Here is a 19,376-nt window from a genome sequence, read left to right as displayed (position 1 = left end):
CGCCTCGTAGGGGCAGGATCGGCAAGGGCGAACAAACGGCGGCCGGTGGCGTGGATCACGCCACCGGCCGTCGCGGTCCGGAAGCCGAGCGGGCGTCAGTTCACCGTGATGTAGTAGTCGTACGCGGTGAGGTTCGTCCCGTCCTTGGTGGTGGCGTAGACGTTCAGGTCGTAGAACGCGCCGTCACCGTCGGTCGGGGTCCAGGTGATCTGGGCGTCCCCGTTCGCGTCCGCGGGCACCGTGGTCTCGGTGTTGCCCCAGTCGAAGGAGTAGGTGTAGCTCACGACGCCGGGCACCTTGGGTGCGAAGGTGAACGTGCCGGTCACGCCCGCGCCGCCGCCGAAGTCGTTCTCGGGGTACACGTCCGAGGTGATCGTCGGAGTGGTGTCGAAGTAGTAGCTCTGGAACGCGCCGTCGCTCACCCAGCCGTTGGCGCTGGTGCTCGAGACGGTCACGTCGTCGTTGGCGGGCTGGTCGAGCTTGAGCGCGACCGTGGCCGAGCCGTCGGCGTCCGCCGTATACGTGTGCGCGGCTTCGCCGCCGATGGTCACCGTGTAGCTGACGATCGGGCTGACCGCCTCGGCGATGGCGTTCGGCGTGAAGGTGAACGAGGCCTTCTTGCCGAACACCGGCGCGGTGGCGGGCGGGGTGATCGTGGGCGCGGTCGAGGAGATGAGGACCTGGTAAGAGGTCTCGCTCGAGACGTTGAGCGAGCGGTCGAGGCTCTGCACCCACAGCGTCACCGGACCGTAGGAGCCGGCCGGTGGGAGCAGATCGAGGGTGGCGGTGCCGCCGATGGTGGAGGCCTGCACCATGTGTGCGGTGTCGGCCCACGGATTGCGCGGAGTGAAGATGCCGTAGCCGGCGGTGCCGCCGAGATCGGGCACCGGGATGATCTGCTGCCAGGAGAAGGCGTAGCCTGCCACGTCGTCGACGCCGTCGGCGCCGAGCGTGAACTGGATGGGCGCGCCGCCCTGGTCCCATCCGCCGGTCGGGTAGTTGGCCGAGGTGATGGTCGGCGCCGCCGACGGCGCGGTGGTGTCGAGCACGAAGTAGCAGGGCTGCGTCCACGCCGAGGTGTCGCTGCCGGCGACGGTGCGTGCTTGCCAAGCGTAGGTCTGGCCCTCGACGAGCGAGGACGTCAGGACGCCCACCGGTGACTGCGGCCCCGTCCGGTAATCCGAACGGGGCCGCAGTCGTGTGCTCTATCGCGCCCGCCGCAGCAGCCCCGCGGCCAGCAGCGCCACACCGGCCACCACGAGCGCCGCGTCCACCGCCAGCGCCAGGTGGAACCCGCCGACCAGCGCGTCGACCCGTCCGTACCCTGTGTGCAGCAGCGCGTTGGTACGACTGGAAGCGAGCGCGCTCATGATCGGAATCCCGACCGTCAGCGCCACCTGCTGGGTGGTCGTGGCCAGCCCGGTGGCCAGACCCTGCTCTTCGTCCGCGAGCCCGGAAGTGGCCGTCACGCTGTAGCCCACCACCGCCTGCAGGTGCCCGTAGACCCACACGGTGCCGGCCGCCAGCAGTACCAGGACGCTGCCACCGTGCGTCATCGTCGCGATCACGGCCGTGCCGACTCCCTGCGCCAGCAGCCCGGCCACGAGCACGGTCCGGGAGCCGACCCGGCCGATCGCCCGCGGCGCCAGGTTCCCGGACACCGCCGCCACCACGCCGAGCCAGCCGAACACCAGCCCGGTCTGGATCGGGCTCAGCCCGTTGACCTGCTGCAGGAACAGCTCCCCGATGAACACCAGGGCGCTGGCCGCGCTGAAGGTGAGCAGGCCGCCGAGATTGCCCAGTGCCACCGTGCGCCGACGCAGAACCCTGAGCGAGACCAGCGGATGGGTGGACCGGGCCTCCACGAACAGGAACGCGCCGAGCAGCACCACGCCGGTCACCAGCGTCCCGAGCACACTCGCCTTCGACCAGCCGACCTGCGCGGCCGTGCTCAGCGCGTAGATCAGGGCGAGCAGGCCGCCGGTGACCGTCACCGCGCCCGGCAGGTCCAGCCGCTCGGCTCGGTGGTTGCGGCTCTCGGTGATCAGGAACGGCGTGCCGGCCAGGACCAGGGCGCCGAGGACGATCGGCAGCACCATCGTGTACCGCCACCCGGCCAAGTCGGTGACCACGCCGCCGATCAGCGTCCCCACCGTGAACCCCGTCGCCATGAGCGCGCCGGCGATCCCCAGTGCCTTGTCCCGCGCCCGCCCCTCCGAGAAGGAGGTGGTCAGCAACGCCATGCCGGTCGGCACGACGCCCGCCGCACCGAGCCCCTGCAAGGCTCGGGCCGTCAGCAGCGCCGCCGGGTTCCAGGCGAAAGCCGCGAGCAGCGAGGCCGCCGTGAACAGCGCGATGCCCGCGAGAAACACCCGGCGCCGCCCGATCAGATCCCCGATGCGCCCGAACAGGAGCAGGAGTCCGCCCGAAGGCAGGGCGAACGCGGTGGCCACCCACTGCAGGTTCGACTCGCCGAGGTGCAGGTCCTGCCCGATCGCCGGCAGCGCGATGTTGAGGATGGAGAAGTCGATGCCGACCAGGAAGTTCGCCGCGCACAGCACGAGCAGCACCAGCTTTGCCCGCCGGTCCATCCCGGAGGCTCGGGCCGGAGCCGTGGACGTGCGTCTCGCCGCGGCTGCGGCCGACGCCGTAGCAGTCGCTCTCGCCGCCGCGGGGATCAAATCGTCAGTGTCGTCAGGGGTCTGGGCCGTCAGGATCTCCGTCATGGGTTCAGCATGCGGCTGCGGAACAATCCGTCCCGAGAGTGTGGTTATCGTGGTGTCGGCACCACCAGGCACACCGCGCGTGGGCGCAACGGTCGCCGAGCACGACAGCCATCGTCCACGGGGAGGGACCGAGCCATGGTGACCGCAGCCGGCACCGACACCGCCACCCGCCGCCGCGCCGATCTGCGCGACTTCCTGATCAGCCGTCGCGCCCAGATCTCGCCCGAGCAGGCCGGCATGCCCGCCGGCGGCGGCCGCCGCCGCACGCCCGGGCTGCGCCGCGAAGAGGTGGCCGTCCTGGCCGGGGTCGGCGCCTCCTGGTATCAGTGGCTTGAGCAGGGCCGCGACATCACCGTCTCCGGCCAGGTGCTCGACTCCGTCGGCCGGGTGCTCCAACTCTCCGAGCCCGAGCGCCAGCACCTCTACGCCCTGGCCGGCCTCACCCCGCCGCCCCTGCGCAGCGAAGCGATGGAGAACACCCGCGGCTGCGACCTGGCGCTCAGGCGCATGATCGACGCCTGGCAGCCCAACCCCGGCCACATCGTCGACCGCTACTGGAACATCACCGCCATGAATACCGCCGCCCAGCTGGTATTCGGCTTCGACAAGGTCGGCACGAACTGCCTGATCGACTTCTTCGAGAACGAGCAGTACAGCCGCGGCTACCCCGACGCGCAGGAGATCGCGCGCCGCGTGGTCGCCCAGTACCGCGCCGAGATGACCAACCACCCCGGGGACCCCGGCTACGACGAGGTGGTCCAGCGCCTGCTGGCCGGCAATCCGTACTTCGCCCAGCTGTGGGAGCTGCACGAGGTGCAGGCCGCAGGCGTGAACTACAAGGTCTACCTGCACCCGCAGGCGGGCGAGCTGCACTTCGAATCCATGCAGCTGCGCGTGCCGGAGTGGCCCGACCTGACCATCGTCATGCACACGCCGCACGCTGAGACCGACACCCGCAGGCGCCTCGAAGCCCTCCTGGGCGAACACGAGCGCCGCCACGGCCTGCGCGTCGTCGCCTGAGTATCGATCTGCTCGCCGGGATGCCGCCGGGACGGGTCGCGAAAGGCCGAGCCGGCCGGGACTCGTGCGGTCCCGGCCGGCTCGGCCTTCTGATCTGGATCTGGCAGGACTGGATTTCGTGAGGTGCGTGCGGCCGTCAGTCTCAGCGGGCGAAGAGCGTGCGCGAGGTGCTGGCGTGGTCGTTGCGGTTGCGCGGGTTCACCAGCGTCGCCTGGACGCGGACCTGACCGGCGGTGAACTGCTCGTTGCGGCGGTCGGAGTTGAGCGTCAGGCGCCAGGTGTGCGTCCACGCGGCGCACGAGACGTTCACCGTGCGACTGGCCTCCACCTGGTTGCGACGGTTTTCGCCGACCACGGTGACGCGCAGCTGGTCGCTGCCGCGCCCGGCGCACTGGTACGTGCCGCCGACGGTCACCTGACCGTGCGAGACGCTGGCGGTGTTGGCCGAGACGCGGGCTGACGAGGCGTTGGCCAGGGCCGGCGAGGCGGCCAGCGCGATCGTCGCCGCGGCGAGGGCGGGCACGGCCGACCAGCGGGCGGTCCGGACGGCGACGGCCTTGGTGGCGAAAGAAAAGCTCATGGTAGTCCCTTTCAGCGGTTTTTCCGTGCCCATAGGCTCGAGAACGCCCCTATGGCGGTGTTCGTGTTGAGTCATTTATTCCATGGCTCTCGCCGCAACACTCGCCCATCGCGCAGGTCAGCGCGTCGCCGGACGGCAGCGGATGGTAAAGTTCCGAAGAAAGCTGAGAGACGGTCACCTCGGGCGTCCCCGTGCGGGAGGCTTCCGCGCAGGCTCAAAGTGAATCAGCTCTCGAACTACCACTTCGGCGGGGTTCTCAGGTTTCTATCACGTTCCTTTGGCTTAGTTCTTACCCGCAGGGTTCTCGAACGGGTGAAGACGCGCGCCACGGGCGTGGATCCGATTGCGGCGCTTGGCCAGCAGGAGGAACAGCACCGTCGGCACGGCGCACACGGCGATGGCGAAGATGCTGGCTTCCGGGCCGAAGCTGCCGCCGCTCAGCATCTGCGAGCCGCTGACGGAGGCGTGCAGCAGACCGCCGGTGTGGCTGTCCGAACCGGAGACGGCGGTATCGAAGATGGCTTCCTCGGCCACGTTCCAGCCCAGGTGCACGCCGATGGCCAGCCACAGCGAGCGGGTCGCGGCGTAGAGCGCGCCGAACATCAGCCCGGACTCCATGGCGATGGCCAGCCCGCCCCAGACCGTCGCATCCGGGTTGATCAGGTGCAAGCCGCCGAAGACGAGCCCGGAGACCACCAGGGCGCCCCACGTTCCGGCCTTCTCCTCCAGGATCCGGAACAGCGCGCCGCGGAACGCCAGTTCCTCGGTGATCGACGGGCAGATCATCACCCCGAGCGTGGTCAGCGCGGCGCCGAACGAGCCCCACCCCTGCACGTGGTAGCAGCCGCTCATCGCGACCAGCGCGATCGTGACGGCGAACAGACCCACGCCGAGCCCGGTACCCAGACCCAGTTCCCGCCGGGCCCGCGCCGGAGCCAACTCCGCCGTCCTGCGCCCCTCCAGATATCGCACGAGTCTGACGTAGGCGGCCAGCGCCAGTCCGCCGGTGACCACTCCGGCGACGAGGGCGGTCAGCGGGGTCGCGTCGGCGGCACTGTCGATCCCGCTGGTGATCGCGTCCACCGCCAGCATCGCGACGAACAGCACGAGCAGGCGTATCCACGTCGATCGCGCCCACCGTGGGGTGCGTGTGGCGTTCTGCCCGCTCGATCGGGTCCCGTCCGTCGTTCCGTCTGTCGTTTCGTCCGCATCGTGCGCGCTGCGCTGGGTCGTGGCCTGCTGGGGCTGGGTGAACGACATGGCTTGCTCCTCAAAGTCCCGCTCACGCTGAGCGATGCTCGGCTTCCGTCGACTCAAAGCTAGAAGTCGAGACCACCGTCAGTAGTCACCTACCGGTGGACACCTGTCGCCGCCGCGGGTCCCCCGAGAGAGCTACCCGGCTGCTCTCCCGCGGGGGATGCCGACGCCCTCCGGCGGGCGCTACGGTCGCATGCGACCTCGTGGAATCGTGTGGGGACGCCGCACCGACCGGAACGTGGATGAGGATGCAACAGGAGACAGCCGATGGGGCATCACGCCCCGCCTCCCGAATATCGATGGAGCTCGCCGGTGACCGGCAGACGCACCCTTGGCCCGCCGCGGTCGATCGACTACGGCTGCTGACTCAATGGTGGGGATCACGACCCGCGGCGGTCAGAGACTGCGAGATCGCGCTCGTGCTCACGCTGCTCTCCTTCGCCCAGCCGCTGTCCCGCATCGGGGCGCAGATCGGCGACCTGCCTGTCCGCACTGCGTGCGCTGCGAGCGTGCTGCTGGCGATGGGCCAGGCGCTGCCGCTCGTCCTGCGCACTCGCTGGCCGGCGTGGTGCCTCGCGGTGGTGGGAATCTCGTTCGCGGCCTACGAATCCCTCGGCTATCCGTCGACTTTCGCCAGTCTGGGGCTCTACATCGCGCTGTACTCCGCCGGCGCCCACCAGCACCGGCACCGGCGCGTGGCGGCCTTGGCGGCTGTGGGCGGATACGTGGCCCTGTGCGTCACCGTGCACGCGATCGGCTCGCCGGACGCCTGGAGCGACTTCGTGGTCTTCGGTATCGCTCTGGCCGCGATGTGGGGAGTCGGCGTCGTGGTTCGCGGGCGCCGGGCTCAGGAGGCCGAGCGCCGACGGCTGTCCGCACAGGCGGCCATCGCCGCGGAACGCAGTCGTATGGCACGCGAGCTGCACGACGTGGTGACCCACCATGTCACCGCGATGGTGGTGCAGGCCGGCGCGGCACAGTACCTCACGGCGTCGCCCGGCCAGGTCGGTGAGGCCCTTGACGGCATCGGAGCCGCTGGCCGGCGCGCCCTGTCCGAGCTCCGTTTCCTGCTCAGCGTGCTCGAGGCGAGCGGAGAATCGGCCTCCCGGGAACCGATGCCGGGCCGGGTTGCGACTCTGGTGGAGCAGGGTCGGGCAGCCGGCCAGCCGATCGAGCTGGTCGAGGAGGGAGAACCGTCGCCCACGGACACGAGCCTCCAGCTGACCACCTACCGCGTCGTGCAGGAGTCCCTGACGAACGCCTTGAAGTACGCCGCGGGTCAACGCACGTTCGTACGGCTCTCGCACACCCCCGCCCACACGGACGTCGAGGTCACCACCGCCGCGGCGACCGAGCACGGGGTCGGCGTCGGCTCGCCGGCCCGCCTGCACGGTGGCGCGCACGTCTCCGGCGGCCGCGGCCTGACCGGTCTGCGCGAACGGGTGGAGATGCTCGGCGGGGAGTTCACGGCCGGGGCCGTTGAGGACGGCGGGTTCCGCGTGCACGCGCACATACCGGCAGGAGATACCGTATGAACATGCAGCCCCCGCCCATCAGGGTTCTGGTGTGCGAGGACCAGGCCCTCGTGCGCGCAGGATTCGTCACGATCTTCTCGGCCCAACCCGACATGGACGTCGTCGGCCAGGCCGCGGACGGCCGAGCCGGCGTCCGCGCCGCGGAGGAGCTGAAGCCGGACGTCGTCGTCATGGACATCCGGATGCCGCTGCTCGACGGCATCGAGGCCACCCGCCACCTCGCCGGCCCCGATTCCCCCAGCCCCGCGAAGATCCTCATCGTCACGACCTTCAACGTCGACGAGTACGTCTACGACGCCCTGCGCGCCGGCGCCAGCGGCTTCATCCTCAAAGACGCCCCGCCCCCCGAACTGATCAACGCCGTCCGCACGGTCGCGCGCGGCGAGTCCCTGCTCGCCCCCGCCGTCACCCGCACGCTGATCGGCCGCTTCGCCGAACGCATACGCCCCACCGCCGCGACGCGCTCGCCCGAGCACGAGAAGCTCCAGCTCCTCACCCCGCGCGAGCACGAAGTGCTCCTGCTCATCAGCAGGGGACTGACAAACGCCGAGATCGCCACGGAACTGGTGCTCAGCCCCGAAACCGTGAAGACCTACGTCTCCCGCATTCTGACCAAACTCGACCTGCGTGACCGCGTCCAAGCCGTGGTCCTGGCGTATCAGGCAGGGCTCGCCGGCGGCGGCTCCTGAGCCCGGCCCTGTAACTAATGAGCCGCGTCGGGAGGCCGCGTCGATCTAGGATCCAGCTGTGGACTTCAGACGGAGGCGTCCCTCAGCAGCTGCGATTGCGTGGGTGGAGAAGGAAATCGGCGCGCGAGTGCTGAGCTCGCGGCGGATGCCCGGCGGCATCGTCGCTGCCGTGCACCGACTGATCGTCGAGCGAGAGGCATCCGGGCAGCGGGAATCCGTGGTGCTGCGTCAATACGAGCAACGTGCTCTCGGCGACGTCGAGCGTGAGGCTCACGTCCTGCGTAAGGTGGCCGAGGCCGGCCTGCCGGCGCCGCGGCTGCTGGCCGCGTCCGCCACGGGTGCCGAGACCGACGGCTATCCGTCGATCCTGATGTCGCGGCTGCAGGGACGGCCGGAACTGACTCCTGCCGAACCTCAAAGCTGGTTGGTGCAAATGGCGGATGTGGCCGTGCGCATCCACGAAGCCGCGATCGAAGTGCCCGGATTTGAGCCTTGGATCGACCCATCGCAGCTCACCGTCCCCACCAGCGCTACGCGCCCGGCGCTGTGGCGCACCTTGGCGCGCGTCCTCAGCGAGGGGGAGAGCCCTTACACGCCGCGCTTCATTCACCGGGACTTTCAACATTTCAATCTGCTGTGGTCGCGGGGGAAGCTCACCGGCGTGGTGGACTGGGGTGGTGCCACCTCGGGTCCGTCAGACATCGATGTCGGACACTGCCGGCTGAACCTGGCCGTGCTGTTCGGTGCTGACTGGGCGGAACGGTTTCGCGCAGCCTACGAGGCTCGGGCAGGGCGAGCCGTCGACCCATGGTGGGACCTGCATGCGCTGGCCTCCTACAGCGACTCGTGGCAGCAGTTCATCCCGGTCCAGGTCAACGGGCGGGCGCGCGTCGATGTGGCCGGCATGACGGCGCGCGTAGAAGAGCTCGTGCAAGTGACATTGCGGCGCTTCTAACCCTCGGGCGGAGGGCAGGAGCGCTCGCACTGCCGTATCGGGCCGGCGCTCGCCGCTCGGGAAGATTGCGCTGTGGTCACACTGCTGCGGCTGGGGCTCCGCCTATGGCAGGCTGCTGTCATGACATCTGGCCCGCCGTTCGAACCGCCTTACCAGCAGCCTTACACATCCGGACAAAACTGGCAGCAGCCTCCGTGGGGCGAGCCTATGGACGCCATGCAGGCCAACGCGCCCGTGATGGTCACCATCGGAGACATCGCGTGCACGAACACGACGGTGATCACCCCGTCCGGCCAGGCTCCGATCGGCGGCGTCGTGTGGTCGTTCACGGATATGTCGAGGACGACGCGGAGCATCCCGACATGGGCGATCGTGTGCACCGTCATCTTCTTCTTGTTCTGCCTGCTCGGCCTGCTCTTCCTCCTCGCGAAAGAGGACCGCACTGACGGATCCGTCCAGGTCGTCGTGCAGGGCCGGGGCTTCCTGCACCAGGTGCAGCTGCCGGTCTCCTCGATCATGCAGGTCCAGGACTACGCCGCGCGAGTCAACTACGCTCGCTCGCTCTCCGCGGCGGCGGCCGGGGGCATGTGACGCCTCAACCGGGCGTTCGAACTCGGTGAGCCGGACGCCAGCTCCGGAGTCCTCGGATCGGAGGCCGTCTCCGCGGTCAGCGGGACGGCCTTCCCGTTTCCACGCGACCTGGTCGCACGGTGACGGTTCCCATGTGCCTTGACCGGTGACGCGAAGCTACCGAGAATCTGAGCGTGCGGATCCTGCGAAAGGTGCGCGCGGACCTCGGTTCCGGCGAGAACATCGAGCTCTACGCGACGGTCGTCGTATCAGTCGCCTTAGCCGTGCTCGGTGCGCTCAACGTCGTGAACGGCCAAGTCCTCGCCGCGGCGATCCTCGGCACCCTAGCGCTTCAAGCCGCCGGCATGCTCGCGAGCCGCCGTCAGATAAACGACCTGTCCAAGGCGGTGAGGGACCGAGCCGTCGAAGACGCCTCGATCGCGGACTTCCTGGCCAAGACCAAGCCGCATCTCCTCGAGGAGGTGCGCGGCGCTTCAGAGATCTCGATCGTCGGCGTGACGCTCTCGCGAACGATCCGGGATCTGTTCGACGAGCTCTCGCAACGTCTGGCCGACGGAGCCACGGTCAAGATCGCGCTGATAGACCCCCGCGCCAACGTCGCAGCGGAAGCCGCCCGGCGCAGCACGGCTCCCGACCAGGCAAATCTCTTCGAAAATCGGCTGCGGCCGTCCGTCGACCTGCTGCGACTGCTCGCAGTCGAAAATCCTTCGGGTAGCTTCGAAGCGCGGTTCCTGCCCTTCGTCCCCGCCTTCGGGCTCGTAGTGATCGATCCGCAGCGGCCGAGCGGCCGTATTTACGTCGACATATATTCGCATCGAAAGGCCAGCGGCGACGCCGTCTTCTGCCTCCGCCCCCACCGTGACATGAGCTGGTACCAACACTTCCAGGACGAGTTCGCCCGCGTGTGGCAGGCCGGCCGAGCTGCCGGAGAGCAGGACGGCTTCCCCGCCGTTCCCCACCGTCCGTGACGCTCGTCGAACCGCTGGCCGGAACTGTCTGCGCCCGCGCCGTGCGTTCGGGGCTCGGGTCGGGGTGGTCGTCGGGCTGCGGGCGGCCGCTTCGCGTCGCCCGTTTCGTCTTTCCGCCCACCCACCCGTTGCGTAGCGGGACGGGCCGGGGTTTCAAGATCAAAAGCTGCCGCTGGCGGGCCCTTCTCTCGGAGAGAGTGCCGGGTTGGTGTGGTTGCTGTCGTTGGTGGGGCGGGTTGGGGTTCGGGGTGGTGGGGTTGCGGGTGTGTGCTCTCTCCTCGGTCGGTCCCCGGAGGCAATCAGGGACCTGCCGGGAGGTCAAGCGGCGGTGGCTTGGGCTGGTGGCGGATTTTGCATGGCGCCGCTTGACCTCCCGGCAGAACCCTGATCGGGCTTCGCCTGCCCGACCGAGGAGAGAGCCCACCCCCTGGGAGAGGGTCTGAGCTGCACTCGGGCCGAGCCGGGTGGCCTGGTCGCGCCTGATGTCGAATTCTGTATCGCCGTCGTGCTGTCGGTCCCGGTTCCAGATCTCGTATAGGGTCCCGTGGGTCGGCCGCGTTCGGTGCGGAAGGATTCTGCATCACCCTGATGCGACCATCCCGATCCTCGATCCGTGCGAAGAGCTAGGTGGTTGTGCTTGATGTTGGATCCTGCATCGCACTGCTCCGGCCATCCCGATCCTCGATCCGTGCGAGGAGGTCGCTGGTCCGGTCGCGGGTGATGTCGGATTCTGCATTGCGCTCATGCTGTCGATCCCGATCCCAGATCTTGCACAGGGTCCCGTGGGTCGGCCGCGTTCGATGCGGACGATTTCTGTATCGCCCGGGTCCGATCCACCCGGTGCTCACGCACTGCACGGGATCACGCGGCCCGATCGCACCCGAGGGGAATTCCTGCACCGTTTTCGACCCCACCCCTGACGCCGTCTGCCCAGCCACGCCGTTCACCGCCCTCCCGTGACAACTCCCGATTCCCGTATGTTTCCATGCTAGACGCCGCCACCGACAAAAGCTGTGAATCCGTCTTTCACGCGATAAGCAAAAATTCTGGAGATTTCCGGGCACTCGGGCGTGCGCCCCGGCGTTGAAGAAGTAGAGAGTGCGGCCCAGAACGGTGGTGCAGGATTTTTCCGGATCGGGCGCGGCCGGGCCACGGGATGGGACTCGGCCTGAGCGCAGCTCGCACCGGACCTCAGGGGGTGTGCTCTCTCCTCGGTCGGGCAGGCGAAGCCCGATCAGGGTTCTGCCGGGAGGTCAAGCGGCGCGATGCAAGATCGAGCATCAGCGCAAACCACCGCCGCTTGAGCTCCCGGCAGGTTCCTGATTGCCTCCGGGGACCGACCGAGGAGAGAGCACGCCCCCGGCACCCGACCACGCCGAACCGCAGCCCGCCCCGTTAACGCCAGCACCCCACAGACTCCGGCACTTTCTCCGAGTGAAGGGCCCGCGCCGGAGGCGAGATCTTGAAACCCCAGCCATCAACTCGCGTTAAATGCCATACAGGAGCCGGTAGTACGCAGTCCGCGCCGGGTCCGCCTTGACCCCGTAGGCGTCGAGCAGCGTCTGTTCCCAGCCGGGACCGTAGTTCCACTGCGTGCTCCACGTGGCGATGGCCAGGTCGGCCCACCGGTCGGCGAGCCCGAGTGCGCCGAGGTCGACGTGGCCGCTGCACATCCCGTCGTCACCGATCAGAGTGTTGGGGGCGCAGGCATCACCATGGCAGACCACAAGCTGGTCGACCGACGGGGTATCGGCTAGTACCTCGAGCGCACGCTCGGGAGTGCCGACGTACTGAAGGTCCGCGTGCCAGTCCGCCGGGTCGATCTGGCCAGCCGCCGCCCGCGCCTGCACCGCCTCCAGCCGCGCTTCGGCCGACCAGTCGAACGGGCAGGAGTCGACGGGCAGTGCGTCGTGCATCGCCCGCAATCCGGCGCCGATCGCGCGCACAGCGGTATCAGGGTCGCGCTTCCAGTGCTCGTCCACCGCCATGCGTCCGTGAAGGCCGGCCGTGGCGAACCACGAGCCCGCATCTTCGGTGCCCTCGTCGAAAACGTGCGGCACCGCGGTGAACGCCGCAGCCCAACGCAACCGCGCTACCTCCGCGGACAGGTCGATCCCGCTGCCGAGCGGTGTCCACTTCACGAACTGCCGCCCCGGGCCCTCACCGACCTGGAAGGTCAAGCCGCCGACATCGTTCTTCCAGACGAGCCGGATCGGACGCCCCGCCGCGATCTCGGTGACGACCTGTGGGAAGACGATCGGGCCCTCAGACGATGTGGCAATCACCGGGCCATTCTCGCCGAACTCTTCGAGGCCCGCTCAACACGTCTTCGAGCGTTTCCTTGCCTTCTCAGCAGCCGGAGACCGGGACCGTCGTCGACTTCGAGTCTGCGCCCGCCGTTACGGTCACGGTGACTGGGCCGTGGCCGCACCACGGGTTCAGGTAGAGAGTATGGGAGATCGCGTACGAATCCCGGCCCGATTCGGTCTCGCTCGTGCTCTGCGTCGCCGCGCCCGGACCGGCGAGCGTTACGGTCACCGTGATCTGCCCGGTGCCGGAGGCGGTGACGGTGCCGTAGACCTGGACCTCGGGGTAGTCGCTGGCAGGGGTGACGGTCACCTGCAATCCGGTCACCGCAGCCGTCCGAATCGACGCCGAAGAAGGCGCGGACGTCGGCACGGGAGCGGATGAGGAGTCCGATGATCCGCCAGTGCTCGACCCGCCTGTGTCCGATCCGCCGGTGCCCGACCCAGCTGGGACGCTCGCTGACGCTACCGGCGCGCTGGCCAACCCGGCTGGAGCGGGGGACTTGGACGGGTGGGAGCTGTGCGGAGCGATGAAATCGACGACGGCGAGGACGACCACGATCAGGCAGCCGGCCACCGCGAGCACCGCGGCCCGGCCGGTACGCCACCGGGCCGGTACGCGAGTGACGAGCCCGCCCGAACCACTGCGCTGCTGGATGCGGTCGCGCGTTGTGGCCGGCCGAGACGGTGCCGGGTCGCTCTCGCCAGGCGGCGGGGCCAGCGAGATGACGGCGGCGTCGCGCAACCGATCGAGCGCGCTCAGCTGCGCAATATCCTGCTCCCAGTCCGCCGAGGCTCTGCGGCAGTGCGCCGCGAGTTCGGCCAGCGCTCGGTGCGCCCAGAAGTCGCGGGGCACCTCCGCGAGACGGGCCTCCAGTTGCGACCCCAGCTCGCGCAGCATCCCAGCCGTGGCAGCGGCAGAGCGCCCGCGTACAGGGCCGCTGCTCCACACGGCCTGCCCGGCAGCGGCCCTCAGTGTCCTGCGCGTCTCCTGCGTCATCCCCACTCGACCATCTTGACGCACGACGCGCGTGATCGACACCGTCCGGCCGGCCCTGTCATACGAATCGGCTTCAAGGGGCATGCGAACGGCGAAGACGGTCACTTTGCCTCTGTTGATCCAACGAACAGGGACCGCAGGGAAGGGGTCACGACGATGACTGTCGGCGAGCCGCATGGGATGACCTCGAAAGACCACATCGACGAAGCCAACGACCAGCTGACGAAAGCGCACGCGGCCGGGCACGGAACGACTGCCATGTACGAGCACACGCAGTTGTCCATCGCGCACGCCACCATCGCCGTCGCACTGAACACGATGGCGGTAGCACTCAATACCCTGTCGGACGACGGCGAGGAGGACGCGAGCTGATCGTGTCACCGCGCCCCGCAACCCGACGCGATCTCCTGCGGACGTGCCGGGATGAGCTCGCTCTACCGGACGAACATCCGGCTGAGGCGATTGGGCCGGAGCTCGAGCGGCGAGATGTCCTCCGGCATCTGGCGGAGCTCGCTGCCGAGCAGGGAGTCCGCGTCATCCTCCCGACCCGCCTGATCCTTCGTATCGATCTCGCCAACGACGGACGTCATTCCCCCGCACGCTCGGGGAGTCGAGCGCTTTTGTCGGCGAGGCGTGCAACGGCGAGCTGGAGCTGACTTCGGCATCCAGGCAGCCGACTCAGATCCCTGTCAGCAGCGGCCGGTGCGCAGGGTCCCCGTACATGAATACCCGTCGTAGCCCGGCCGCGAGTCTCGCTGCGTCGGAACCGGGCACGTCCAGCACAAGCGTGCTCGGATCGATGAATTCGAGCTCTTCCGCAAGGGCATCGTCGAAGCCCAGAGTCAGAACCGCTCCAGACAACTCGGCCGAGACGATACCGCCGTAGTGGACGGATTCGTCCTGGTCGACGAGGCAGTAGGTGTCCAGCCCGGTGGCGCGGTCCTGGTCGGAGGGGTCGGCCGCAGCACACATGAGCAAGAGGTACGATCCGCTGCCGTCCTCTTGTTCGAACAGTCCGACGACGAAGGCATCCCGGTTGTCGTCGATCGTGATCTTGACCACGGTGCCTGTGTGCGGTGCGGTCATGTCCCCGATCGTAGCCAGTGGCGGTGCGGGCCGTCAGTCAGTCCGCTTCGCAGAGGTCTGCTGCCTCGGTCAGCGCCCGCAACGCGTCATCGTGTTGGCGGCGGTCGAACCGGAACGGGCCGAAGCCCGTGTAGTCGCGCGTCTTGCGGTGAGGCTGTTCGATGCAGTCCCAGGTCACACGGTCGGCTGCCACGGTGATCTGGGTCATGAGGGGCCAGCATCCCACCTCGCCGCACTCACAGCCGAGCACGGGCGTCTTCGGCCATACCGCATCGGTGGAGCGTCCGCGAAAGTGCTCGTCCAGCGGGCCGATCCGGAAGAACAGTGGGATGAGGCCGCCGTATGCGTCGCCGGCCGGCTGCATCCCCGCGTCCGTCTCGAACCTGTCGATCAGCTCGTTGAGGGGCGCCCCGTCGATGTGCGGCATGATTTCGTACACGTCGCGATAGCCGTGCCGCCGGTAGTCGAATCGGATCTCGTTCCCAGTCACCCGTCGATTATCACTGCGCATGCGTGGTGCTCCGGCCGCTCGCCCTTGAGAAATGGGATGGACGTGGCGGGCCGGCTGCATGCAGGGTGGGCACCTGTGACTGCTGATCGCGAGTTCCTGCCCGGTCTGGAGCTGTGCCAGGCCCTGTACGAGGACGCAGTACGGCCGATTCTGGACAAGCATTTCCCAGGCCTGGCGCACTCGGCCGCCCGGATCGGTCACGGCTCGGAGGTACTGGGCTTCGACACGATCCGCTCCACCGACCACGACTGGGGCCCGAGCGTCCAGGTCTTCGTGCGCCCGCAGGACGCTGCGGCGGAGCCTGAGGTCCGCCGAGTGCTGGCTGAGCAGCTTCCTGCGTCTGTCCGCGGCTGGCCGGTGCACTACCAGCGCAAGGACGATCCGAACGACCCGGTGGAACATCTGGAGCTGACGGACGGTCCGAAGAATCACCACGTGTGGGTGGCCGAGCCGGCCGCCTGGCTCCGGTCGCGGCTGGGAGTCGACCCGGTGGCGGGGCCGCTCACTGTGGGCGAGTGGCTGGCGGTGCCGCAGCAGCGCTTAGCCGAAGTGACGGCTGGGGCGGTGTTCCACGATGGGCTCGGCGTGCTCGGCCCGGTCCGAAAGCAGCTGGGCTGGTATCCGGAGGATGTCTGGCGATTCCTGCTGGCCGGACAGTGGGTCAAGCTGGCGCAGGAGGAGGCGTTCGTCGGCCGGACTGCCGAGGTGGGGGACGGCTTGGGATCCCGGCTGGTCGCGGCCCGCCAGGTGCGGGAATTGATGCGGCTGGCGCTGCTGCAGGAGCGCCGGTACGCGCCGTACTCGAAGTGGCTGGGTTCGGCGTTTCGCCGGGACGTGCCGGGATCGGCGGAGTTGAGCGCGTTGCTGGAGGGCGTGCTCGCGGCCGACCGATACGCGGAGCGGGAGGCGATGCTCTGCGAAGCTTACGAGGAACTGGCCCGGCGTCAGAACGCGCTGGGGCTCACGGCCGAGCCGATCGACCCGACCCGGCGGCTCTACTACGGGCGTCCGTTCCAGGTTCTCCACGCCGAACGGTTCGCGCTGGCGCTGTGGGACTCCATCAAGGACCCGGAACTGCGGGCCCGCCAGCCCATCGGCGGGGCGGACCAGTGGGCCGACTCCACCGACTTCCTGGGAGACCTTCCGGCCGTTCGGGCAGCATCCGATGCATTAACAGGCCCGAAAACCGGCCGCTGGGCGCTGCCCGCGTAAACGGCTTGATGCTAATTGCCCGGCGCGGTGTCACATTCCGCGCCGGGCCGGAGTGGATACGCCATGGCTTGCCGAGGGTCTGGGCGGGGTCAGCTCTCCGTATGCTTGGCCCGCCGCCGCAGCACGAATGTCCCGCCGCCTGCCGCGCCGAGGAGTACCAGCGCACCCAGGACGACGAGCCAGGCCGACGAGCTGGAACTGGATGAAGCCGCGGGCTGTACGTCGCTCAGTACGGCCACAGACGGAGTGGGAGGAGGCGTCACAGCCGCGGCGGCCTCGGTGCCGGTGGCTGACGCCGACGCCGTTGCTGACACAGTTGCCGCCGCCGACGCCGTTGCCGAGACGACGGGGGAGGCGCTGGACGAGGCGCCCGTCGAGCTCGCGGCGCTCGGCGAGTTCACTGTGCTCGCGGCGGAGCCGGCGGATTTGGGCTTGGCGGTCGTCGGCTGCGCGGTGGGGGTCACCTGCGCGGCGACGGGTGAATACGTGAGGGGGGACAGGGACTTGCCTATGAGCGGGAGGTTCTCCGCACTGCAGATCTCGTTCTCCTGGATCCCGAACCAGTTCTTGTAGGTTCCGGTGGGCATGTCGCGGCTGAAGGTGACGCGCACCTTGAGATTGACCACGCTGCCGCTCGAAACGTTCTGCCACTCCGGCAGAACTGCCGCCCAGCTGTCGCCGCCGACCGTTCCGGAGGAATCGTAGGTGGTGCTCACGCTTTGCCAGCTGCCGCCGTTGACACTGTACTGATAGCTCGGCGGGGTGTAGGTCGGCTTGATGCCGTCGTTGCGTGTGTCGAGCGCGAACTCCGGTCCAAGGTAGTCGAAGTCCGTGTCCGCGGTGAAGGTGATCGACAGGACGGTGCTTCCGCCGCTGGTGGTGACCGTCGCAGGGCTGTCCGTCGCCGTGTAGACGGTCGACGAAGGCCCTGGCAATGTCGCGCACGTAGTCGCGTCCGCCATCGGTACCGCCGCTAGCGCCGGTGATGCCGTGCCGAGTGCCAGCAGCAGACTGAGTGCGGCCGCGCCGCGTAGACCTCGAGATGCCACCATGAACAGTCCCCTCCCGGACCCGAAGCAGTGTTCTGCCATTGCCGGGACACTGAGTCGGGGGAGTGGCGCGCCATCGTATCACCGTTGTGATCAGCGTATGCACAGGGCGAACCGCCCCATGACCCGACCCGGCTGACGTCGCGTCACATGGCTGCCGACGTGGAGTCGTCGTCGGCGATGCGGGCCAGCAGGACGGCGATGTCGTCCGCGGGATCGGGGACGAGGCGGGTGATGAGGTCCGAGATGAACTGGAATCCGAACGACTCCACGACTCCGGCGGAGAGCGCGTGGGCGAGTCTGTCCATCCCGACGTCGATCGAGGCCTCGCGGGACTCGATCAGGCCGTCGGTGTAGAGCACGAGGATGCTTCCCGGTTCGAGGAGCAGTTCGGAGGACTCGAACGCGGCGCCGCCGACGCCGAGCGGCAGTCCGGCCGGCAGGTCGGGGAACTCGACGATTCCATCCGGCCGCACGAGCGCGGGTGGCGGATGGCCCGCCCGCGCGATGACGCAGCGTCCGCTTTCGGGGTCGAGTACCACGTAGTTGCAGGTCGCGCCCGCCTCACCGGCCATCTCGGCCACGATGGCGTCGAGCCGGGTGAGGACCTCCGTCGGCGAGAGATCCAGGGTGGCGAGCGTGCGCGTGACCGTACGCAGCTGTCCCATCAGGGAGGCCGCTCGGATGTCGTGCCCGGTGACGTCTCCGATGATCAACGCCATCCGGCCGTCGGGCTGATGCGCGACGTCGAACCAGTCGCCGCCGATCTCGGCGGCCGTGTTGGCCGGCTCGTAGTGGTAGACGAGGTCGACACCGGGTGTCCGCGCGATGTTCTGGGGCAGCATGCTGCGTTGCAGCGCGAGCGCGGTGGAGCGTTCCCGGGTGTAGGCGCGCGCGTTGTCCAGGCAGATCGCCGAGCGGACGAGAACGTCGCGCGCGAGCGAGAGTTCCTGAGCCGAGAAGCCGGGATGCCGTGTGCGGAAGATGGCGATGATGCCCAGGACCGCGCCGCGAGCGGTGATCGGCAGGATCATGGCGGAGTGGGCGCCTGCCTCTTTCGCGGCGTTCAGGCGCCGTGCGAAGAACGGGCTGCCGGTCATCTCGCGGAACTCCTCGGTGGTCTCGGAGAGTTCCGCCACGAAGATGGGCTTGTCCTGGGACAGCCGCTGGTAGTACAGGCTCGCAGAGTCCAGGTACGCGACCGACCCTCGTAAGAACGCCTCGGGCAGCTCCCGGACCGTCGGCCAGCGGGTCGCGACGATCTCCATGCGCAGGTCGTCACCCTTCTCGAACTGCGGCTGCGGACCGCCGTCCAGCACGTAGGACAATAGGCTGATATTTGCCGCGTCGCCGATGTGCGGGATCAGGACGTCGAGGGTCTCCTGCGCGGTGCGGGTGATGTCGAGGGTGGAGCCGATCTTCTCGCTCGCCTCGTTCAACAGGGCGAGCCGTTGCCGGTCATGGCTGCGCTGCGTCACGTCGCTGGCGATCAGCGCCACGCCGACGACGTCCTCGCCCTCCTCGAGCCGGAAACCGCTGCAGCTCCACACCCGGTGCGTCCGTGAATCTCGAAAGCAGGGACCCCGCTGCTCGACCTCCACCACGCGTTCCCCGGATGCGAGAATGTGCCGGAGCATGGCCTCGACCGCGTCGGAGTCCAGGCCCGGCAGCATCTGGGCGAGTCGTCGGCCCACCCACTTTTCCGAGGGGCGGTCGGCGGTGCGCGCCATCGCGGCGTTGACCCAGAGGATCCGCAGATGGGTGTCGAGCGCCACGATGTGGAACGGGGACTGCTCGGGAATCTCCGCCAGGAAGAACTGCAACGACTCATTCCGCGCTGCGTCCATGGTTCTTCCCGGAATCTCGGCTGACGTGCACGATTCGATGCGGC

19 protein-coding genes are annotated in these 19,376 nt (G+C 68.7%); 8 read left to right on the top strand and 11 right to left on the bottom strand.

The window, feature by feature from the left end; genetic code table 11:
* Positions 1-95: 95 nt before the first annotated feature.
* Positions 96-1,154 carry a hypothetical protein gene (locus tag ACTRO_RS15590; RefSeq protein WP_051450893.1) on the bottom strand — a complete coding sequence of 353 codons (1,059 nt, stop codon included), beginning with the start codon at positions 1,152-1,154 and terminating at the stop codon, positions 96-98.
* Between the two features lie 51 nt (positions 1,155-1,205).
* Positions 1,206-2,726 (bottom strand): MFS transporter, encoded by a 1,521-nt coding sequence (locus tag ACTRO_RS15585; RefSeq protein ID WP_211244268.1) that lies wholly within the window; start codon positions 2,724-2,726, stop codon positions 1,206-1,208.
* Between the two features lie 135 nt (positions 2,727-2,861).
* Here ACTRO_RS15585 and ACTRO_RS15580 point away from each other — a divergent pair, with 135 nt between their 5' ends.
* A complete protein-coding gene (locus tag ACTRO_RS15580) occupies positions 2,862-3,746 on the top strand; it encodes a helix-turn-helix transcriptional regulator (RefSeq protein ID WP_051450892.1) in 885 nt (294 codons plus the stop codon).
* A gap of 142 nt (positions 3,747-3,888) precedes the next feature.
* Here ACTRO_RS15580 and ACTRO_RS15575 read toward each other — a convergent pair whose 3' ends face one another.
* Entirely contained in the window at positions 3,889-4,326 is a 438-nt protein-coding gene (locus tag ACTRO_RS15575; RefSeq protein WP_034263795.1) for a DUF6299 family protein, read from the bottom strand.
* Between the two features lie 282 nt (positions 4,327-4,608).
* A complete protein-coding gene (locus ACTRO_RS15570) occupies positions 4,609-5,586 on the bottom strand; it encodes a CPBP family intramembrane glutamic endopeptidase (RefSeq protein WP_211244267.1) in 978 nt (325 codons plus the stop codon).
* Between the two features lie 296 nt (positions 5,587-5,882).
* Here ACTRO_RS15570 and ACTRO_RS15565 point away from each other — a divergent pair, with 296 nt between their 5' ends.
* The 5 genes from ACTRO_RS15565 to ACTRO_RS15545 all read left to right on the top strand — a co-directional run bounded on the left by ACTRO_RS15565 (position 5,883) and on the right by ACTRO_RS15545 (position 10,321).
* Positions 5,883-7,118 carry a sensor histidine kinase gene (locus ACTRO_RS15565; RefSeq protein ID WP_084316286.1) on the top strand — a complete coding sequence of 412 codons (1,236 nt, stop codon included), beginning with the start codon at positions 5,883-5,885 and terminating at the stop codon, positions 7,116-7,118.
* Positions 7,115-7,807, top strand: a complete 693-nt coding sequence (locus tag ACTRO_RS15560; RefSeq protein ID WP_034263793.1) for a response regulator — start codon at positions 7,115-7,117, stop codon at positions 7,805-7,807. The genes ACTRO_RS15565 and ACTRO_RS15560 overlap by 4 nt, the downstream gene beginning before the upstream one ends.
* Before the next feature lie 103 nt (positions 7,808-7,910).
* Positions 7,911-8,762, top strand: a complete 852-nt coding sequence (locus ACTRO_RS15555) for a phosphotransferase family protein (protein ID WP_034263791.1) — start codon at positions 7,911-7,913, stop codon at positions 8,760-8,762.
* A 207-nt stretch (positions 8,763-8,969) separates the two neighbouring features.
* Entirely contained in the window at positions 8,970-9,353 is a 384-nt protein-coding gene (locus tag ACTRO_RS15550) for a hypothetical protein (protein WP_051450891.1), read from the top strand.
* Positions 9,354-9,526: 173 nt separating this feature from the next.
* Entirely contained in the window at positions 9,527-10,321 is a 795-nt protein-coding gene (locus ACTRO_RS15545) for a hypothetical protein (protein WP_211244266.1), read from the top strand.
* A 1,487-nt stretch (positions 10,322-11,808) separates the two neighbouring features.
* Here ACTRO_RS15545 and ACTRO_RS15540 read toward each other — a convergent pair.
* Both ACTRO_RS15540 and ACTRO_RS15535 read right to left on the bottom strand, forming a co-directional pair.
* Positions 11,809-12,606, bottom strand: coding sequence for an aminoglycoside 3'-phosphotransferase (locus ACTRO_RS15540; protein ID WP_034263789.1), 798 nt, complete (start codon positions 12,604-12,606; stop codon positions 11,809-11,811).
* A 64-nt stretch (positions 12,607-12,670) separates the two neighbouring features.
* Positions 12,671-13,528 (bottom strand): hypothetical protein, encoded by an 858-nt coding sequence (locus tag ACTRO_RS15535; RefSeq protein ID WP_157436238.1) that lies wholly within the window; start codon positions 13,526-13,528, stop codon positions 12,671-12,673.
* Between the two features lie 255 nt (positions 13,529-13,783).
* On the opposite strand from ACTRO_RS15535, the gene ACTRO_RS15530 reads away from it, so the two are divergent.
* Complete coding sequence (locus tag ACTRO_RS15530) at positions 13,784-13,999, top strand: hypothetical protein (protein ID WP_157436236.1); 216 nt, start codon at positions 13,784-13,786, stop codon at positions 13,997-13,999.
* Between the two features lie 62 nt (positions 14,000-14,061).
* On the opposite strand, the gene ACTRO_RS47225 is transcribed toward ACTRO_RS15530, so the two are convergent.
* The 3 genes from ACTRO_RS47225 to ACTRO_RS15520 form a co-directional block, all read right to left on the bottom strand.
* The gene (locus ACTRO_RS47225; protein WP_157436234.1) at positions 14,062-14,217 is read right to left on the bottom strand and encodes a hypothetical protein; all 156 of its coding nucleotides are present in this window, start codon (positions 14,215-14,217) and stop codon (positions 14,062-14,064) included.
* An 88-nt stretch (positions 14,218-14,305) separates the two neighbouring features.
* Complete coding sequence (locus ACTRO_RS43365; protein ID WP_051450890.1) at positions 14,306-14,713, bottom strand: Imm10 family immunity protein; 408 nt, start codon at positions 14,711-14,713, stop codon at positions 14,306-14,308.
* A gap of 37 nt (positions 14,714-14,750) precedes the next feature.
* Positions 14,751-15,284, bottom strand: a complete 534-nt coding sequence (locus ACTRO_RS15520; RefSeq protein WP_211244265.1) for a hypothetical protein — start codon at positions 15,282-15,284, stop codon at positions 14,751-14,753.
* On the opposite strand from ACTRO_RS15520, the gene ACTRO_RS15515 reads away from it, so the two are divergent.
* Positions 15,261-16,436: a DUF4037 domain-containing protein gene (locus ACTRO_RS15515; protein WP_051450889.1), complete on the top strand. Its 1,176-nt coding sequence runs from the start codon at positions 15,261-15,263 to the stop codon at positions 16,434-16,436. The two genes, ACTRO_RS15520 and ACTRO_RS15515, sit on opposite strands and share 24 nt — an antisense overlap.
* Positions 16,437-16,525: 89 nt before the next feature.
* On the opposite strand, the gene ACTRO_RS15510 is transcribed toward ACTRO_RS15515, so the two are convergent.
* Complete coding sequence (locus ACTRO_RS15510; protein ID WP_157436232.1) at positions 16,526-17,488, bottom strand: hypothetical protein; 963 nt, start codon at positions 17,486-17,488, stop codon at positions 16,526-16,528.
* 143 nt (positions 17,489-17,631) lie between these two features.
* Positions 17,632-19,332 (bottom strand): SpoIIE family protein phosphatase, encoded by a 1,701-nt coding sequence (locus tag ACTRO_RS15505; protein ID WP_051450888.1) that lies wholly within the window; start codon positions 19,330-19,332, stop codon positions 17,632-17,634.
* Positions 19,333-19,376 lie beyond the last annotated feature (44 nt).

The sequence above is a fragment of the Actinospica robiniae DSM 44927 genome, from assembly GCF_000504285.1.
Lineage (GTDB): Bacteria > Actinomycetota > Actinomycetes > Streptomycetales > Catenulisporaceae > Actinospica > Actinospica robiniae.
Note: the sequence above shows the minus strand (reverse complement) of the source record. Positions and strands in the feature narration are given on the sequence as shown.

Excerpts from the sequence above, each read along its gene's own strand:
- ACTRO_RS15585 (WP_211244268.1), bottom strand. The coding sequence starts at position 2,726 with ATGACGGAGATCCTGACGGCCCAGACCCCTGACGACACTGACGATTTG.
- ACTRO_RS15580 (WP_051450892.1), top strand. The coding sequence starts at position 2,862 with ATGGTGACCGCAGCCGGCACCGACACCGCCACCCGCCGCCGCGCCGAT.
- ACTRO_RS15575 (WP_034263795.1), bottom strand. The coding sequence starts at position 4,326 with ATGAGCTTTTCTTTCGCCACCAAGGCCGTCGCCGTCCGGACCGCCCGC.
- ACTRO_RS15570 (WP_211244267.1), bottom strand. The coding sequence starts at position 5,586 with ATGTCGTTCACCCAGCCCCAGCAGGCCACGACCCAGCGCAGCGCGCAC.
- ACTRO_RS15565 (WP_084316286.1), top strand. The coding sequence starts at position 5,883 with ATGGAGCTCGCCGGTGACCGGCAGACGCACCCTTGGCCCGCCGCGGTC.
- ACTRO_RS15560 (WP_034263793.1), top strand. The coding sequence starts at position 7,115 with ATGAACATGCAGCCCCCGCCCATCAGGGTTCTGGTGTGCGAGGACCAG.
- ACTRO_RS15550 (WP_051450891.1), top strand. The coding sequence starts at position 8,970 with ATGGACGCCATGCAGGCCAACGCGCCCGTGATGGTCACCATCGGAGAC.
- ACTRO_RS15535 (WP_157436238.1), bottom strand. The coding sequence starts at position 13,528 with ATGCTGCGCGAGCTGGGGTCGCAACTGGAGGCCCGTCTCGCGGAGGTG.
- ACTRO_RS15530 (WP_157436236.1), top strand. The coding sequence starts at position 13,784 with ATGACTGTCGGCGAGCCGCATGGGATGACCTCGAAAGACCACATCGAC.
- ACTRO_RS47225 (WP_157436234.1), bottom strand. The coding sequence starts at position 14,217 with ATGACGTCCGTCGTTGGCGAGATCGATACGAAGGATCAGGCGGGTCGG.
- ACTRO_RS43365 (WP_051450890.1), bottom strand. The coding sequence starts at position 14,713 with ATGACCGCACCGCACACAGGCACCGTGGTCAAGATCACGATCGACGAC.
- ACTRO_RS15515 (WP_051450889.1), top strand. The coding sequence starts at position 15,261 with ATGGACGTGGCGGGCCGGCTGCATGCAGGGTGGGCACCTGTGACTGCT.
- ACTRO_RS15520 (WP_211244265.1), bottom strand. The coding sequence starts at position 15,284 with ATGCAGCCGGCCCGCCACGTCCATCCCATTTCTCAAGGGCGAGCGGCC.
- ACTRO_RS15510 (WP_157436232.1), bottom strand. The coding sequence starts at position 17,488 with ATGGTGGCATCTCGAGGTCTACGCGGCGCGGCCGCACTCAGTCTGCTG.
- ACTRO_RS15505 (WP_051450888.1), bottom strand. The coding sequence starts at position 19,332 with ATGGACGCAGCGCGGAATGAGTCGTTGCAGTTCTTCCTGGCGGAGATT.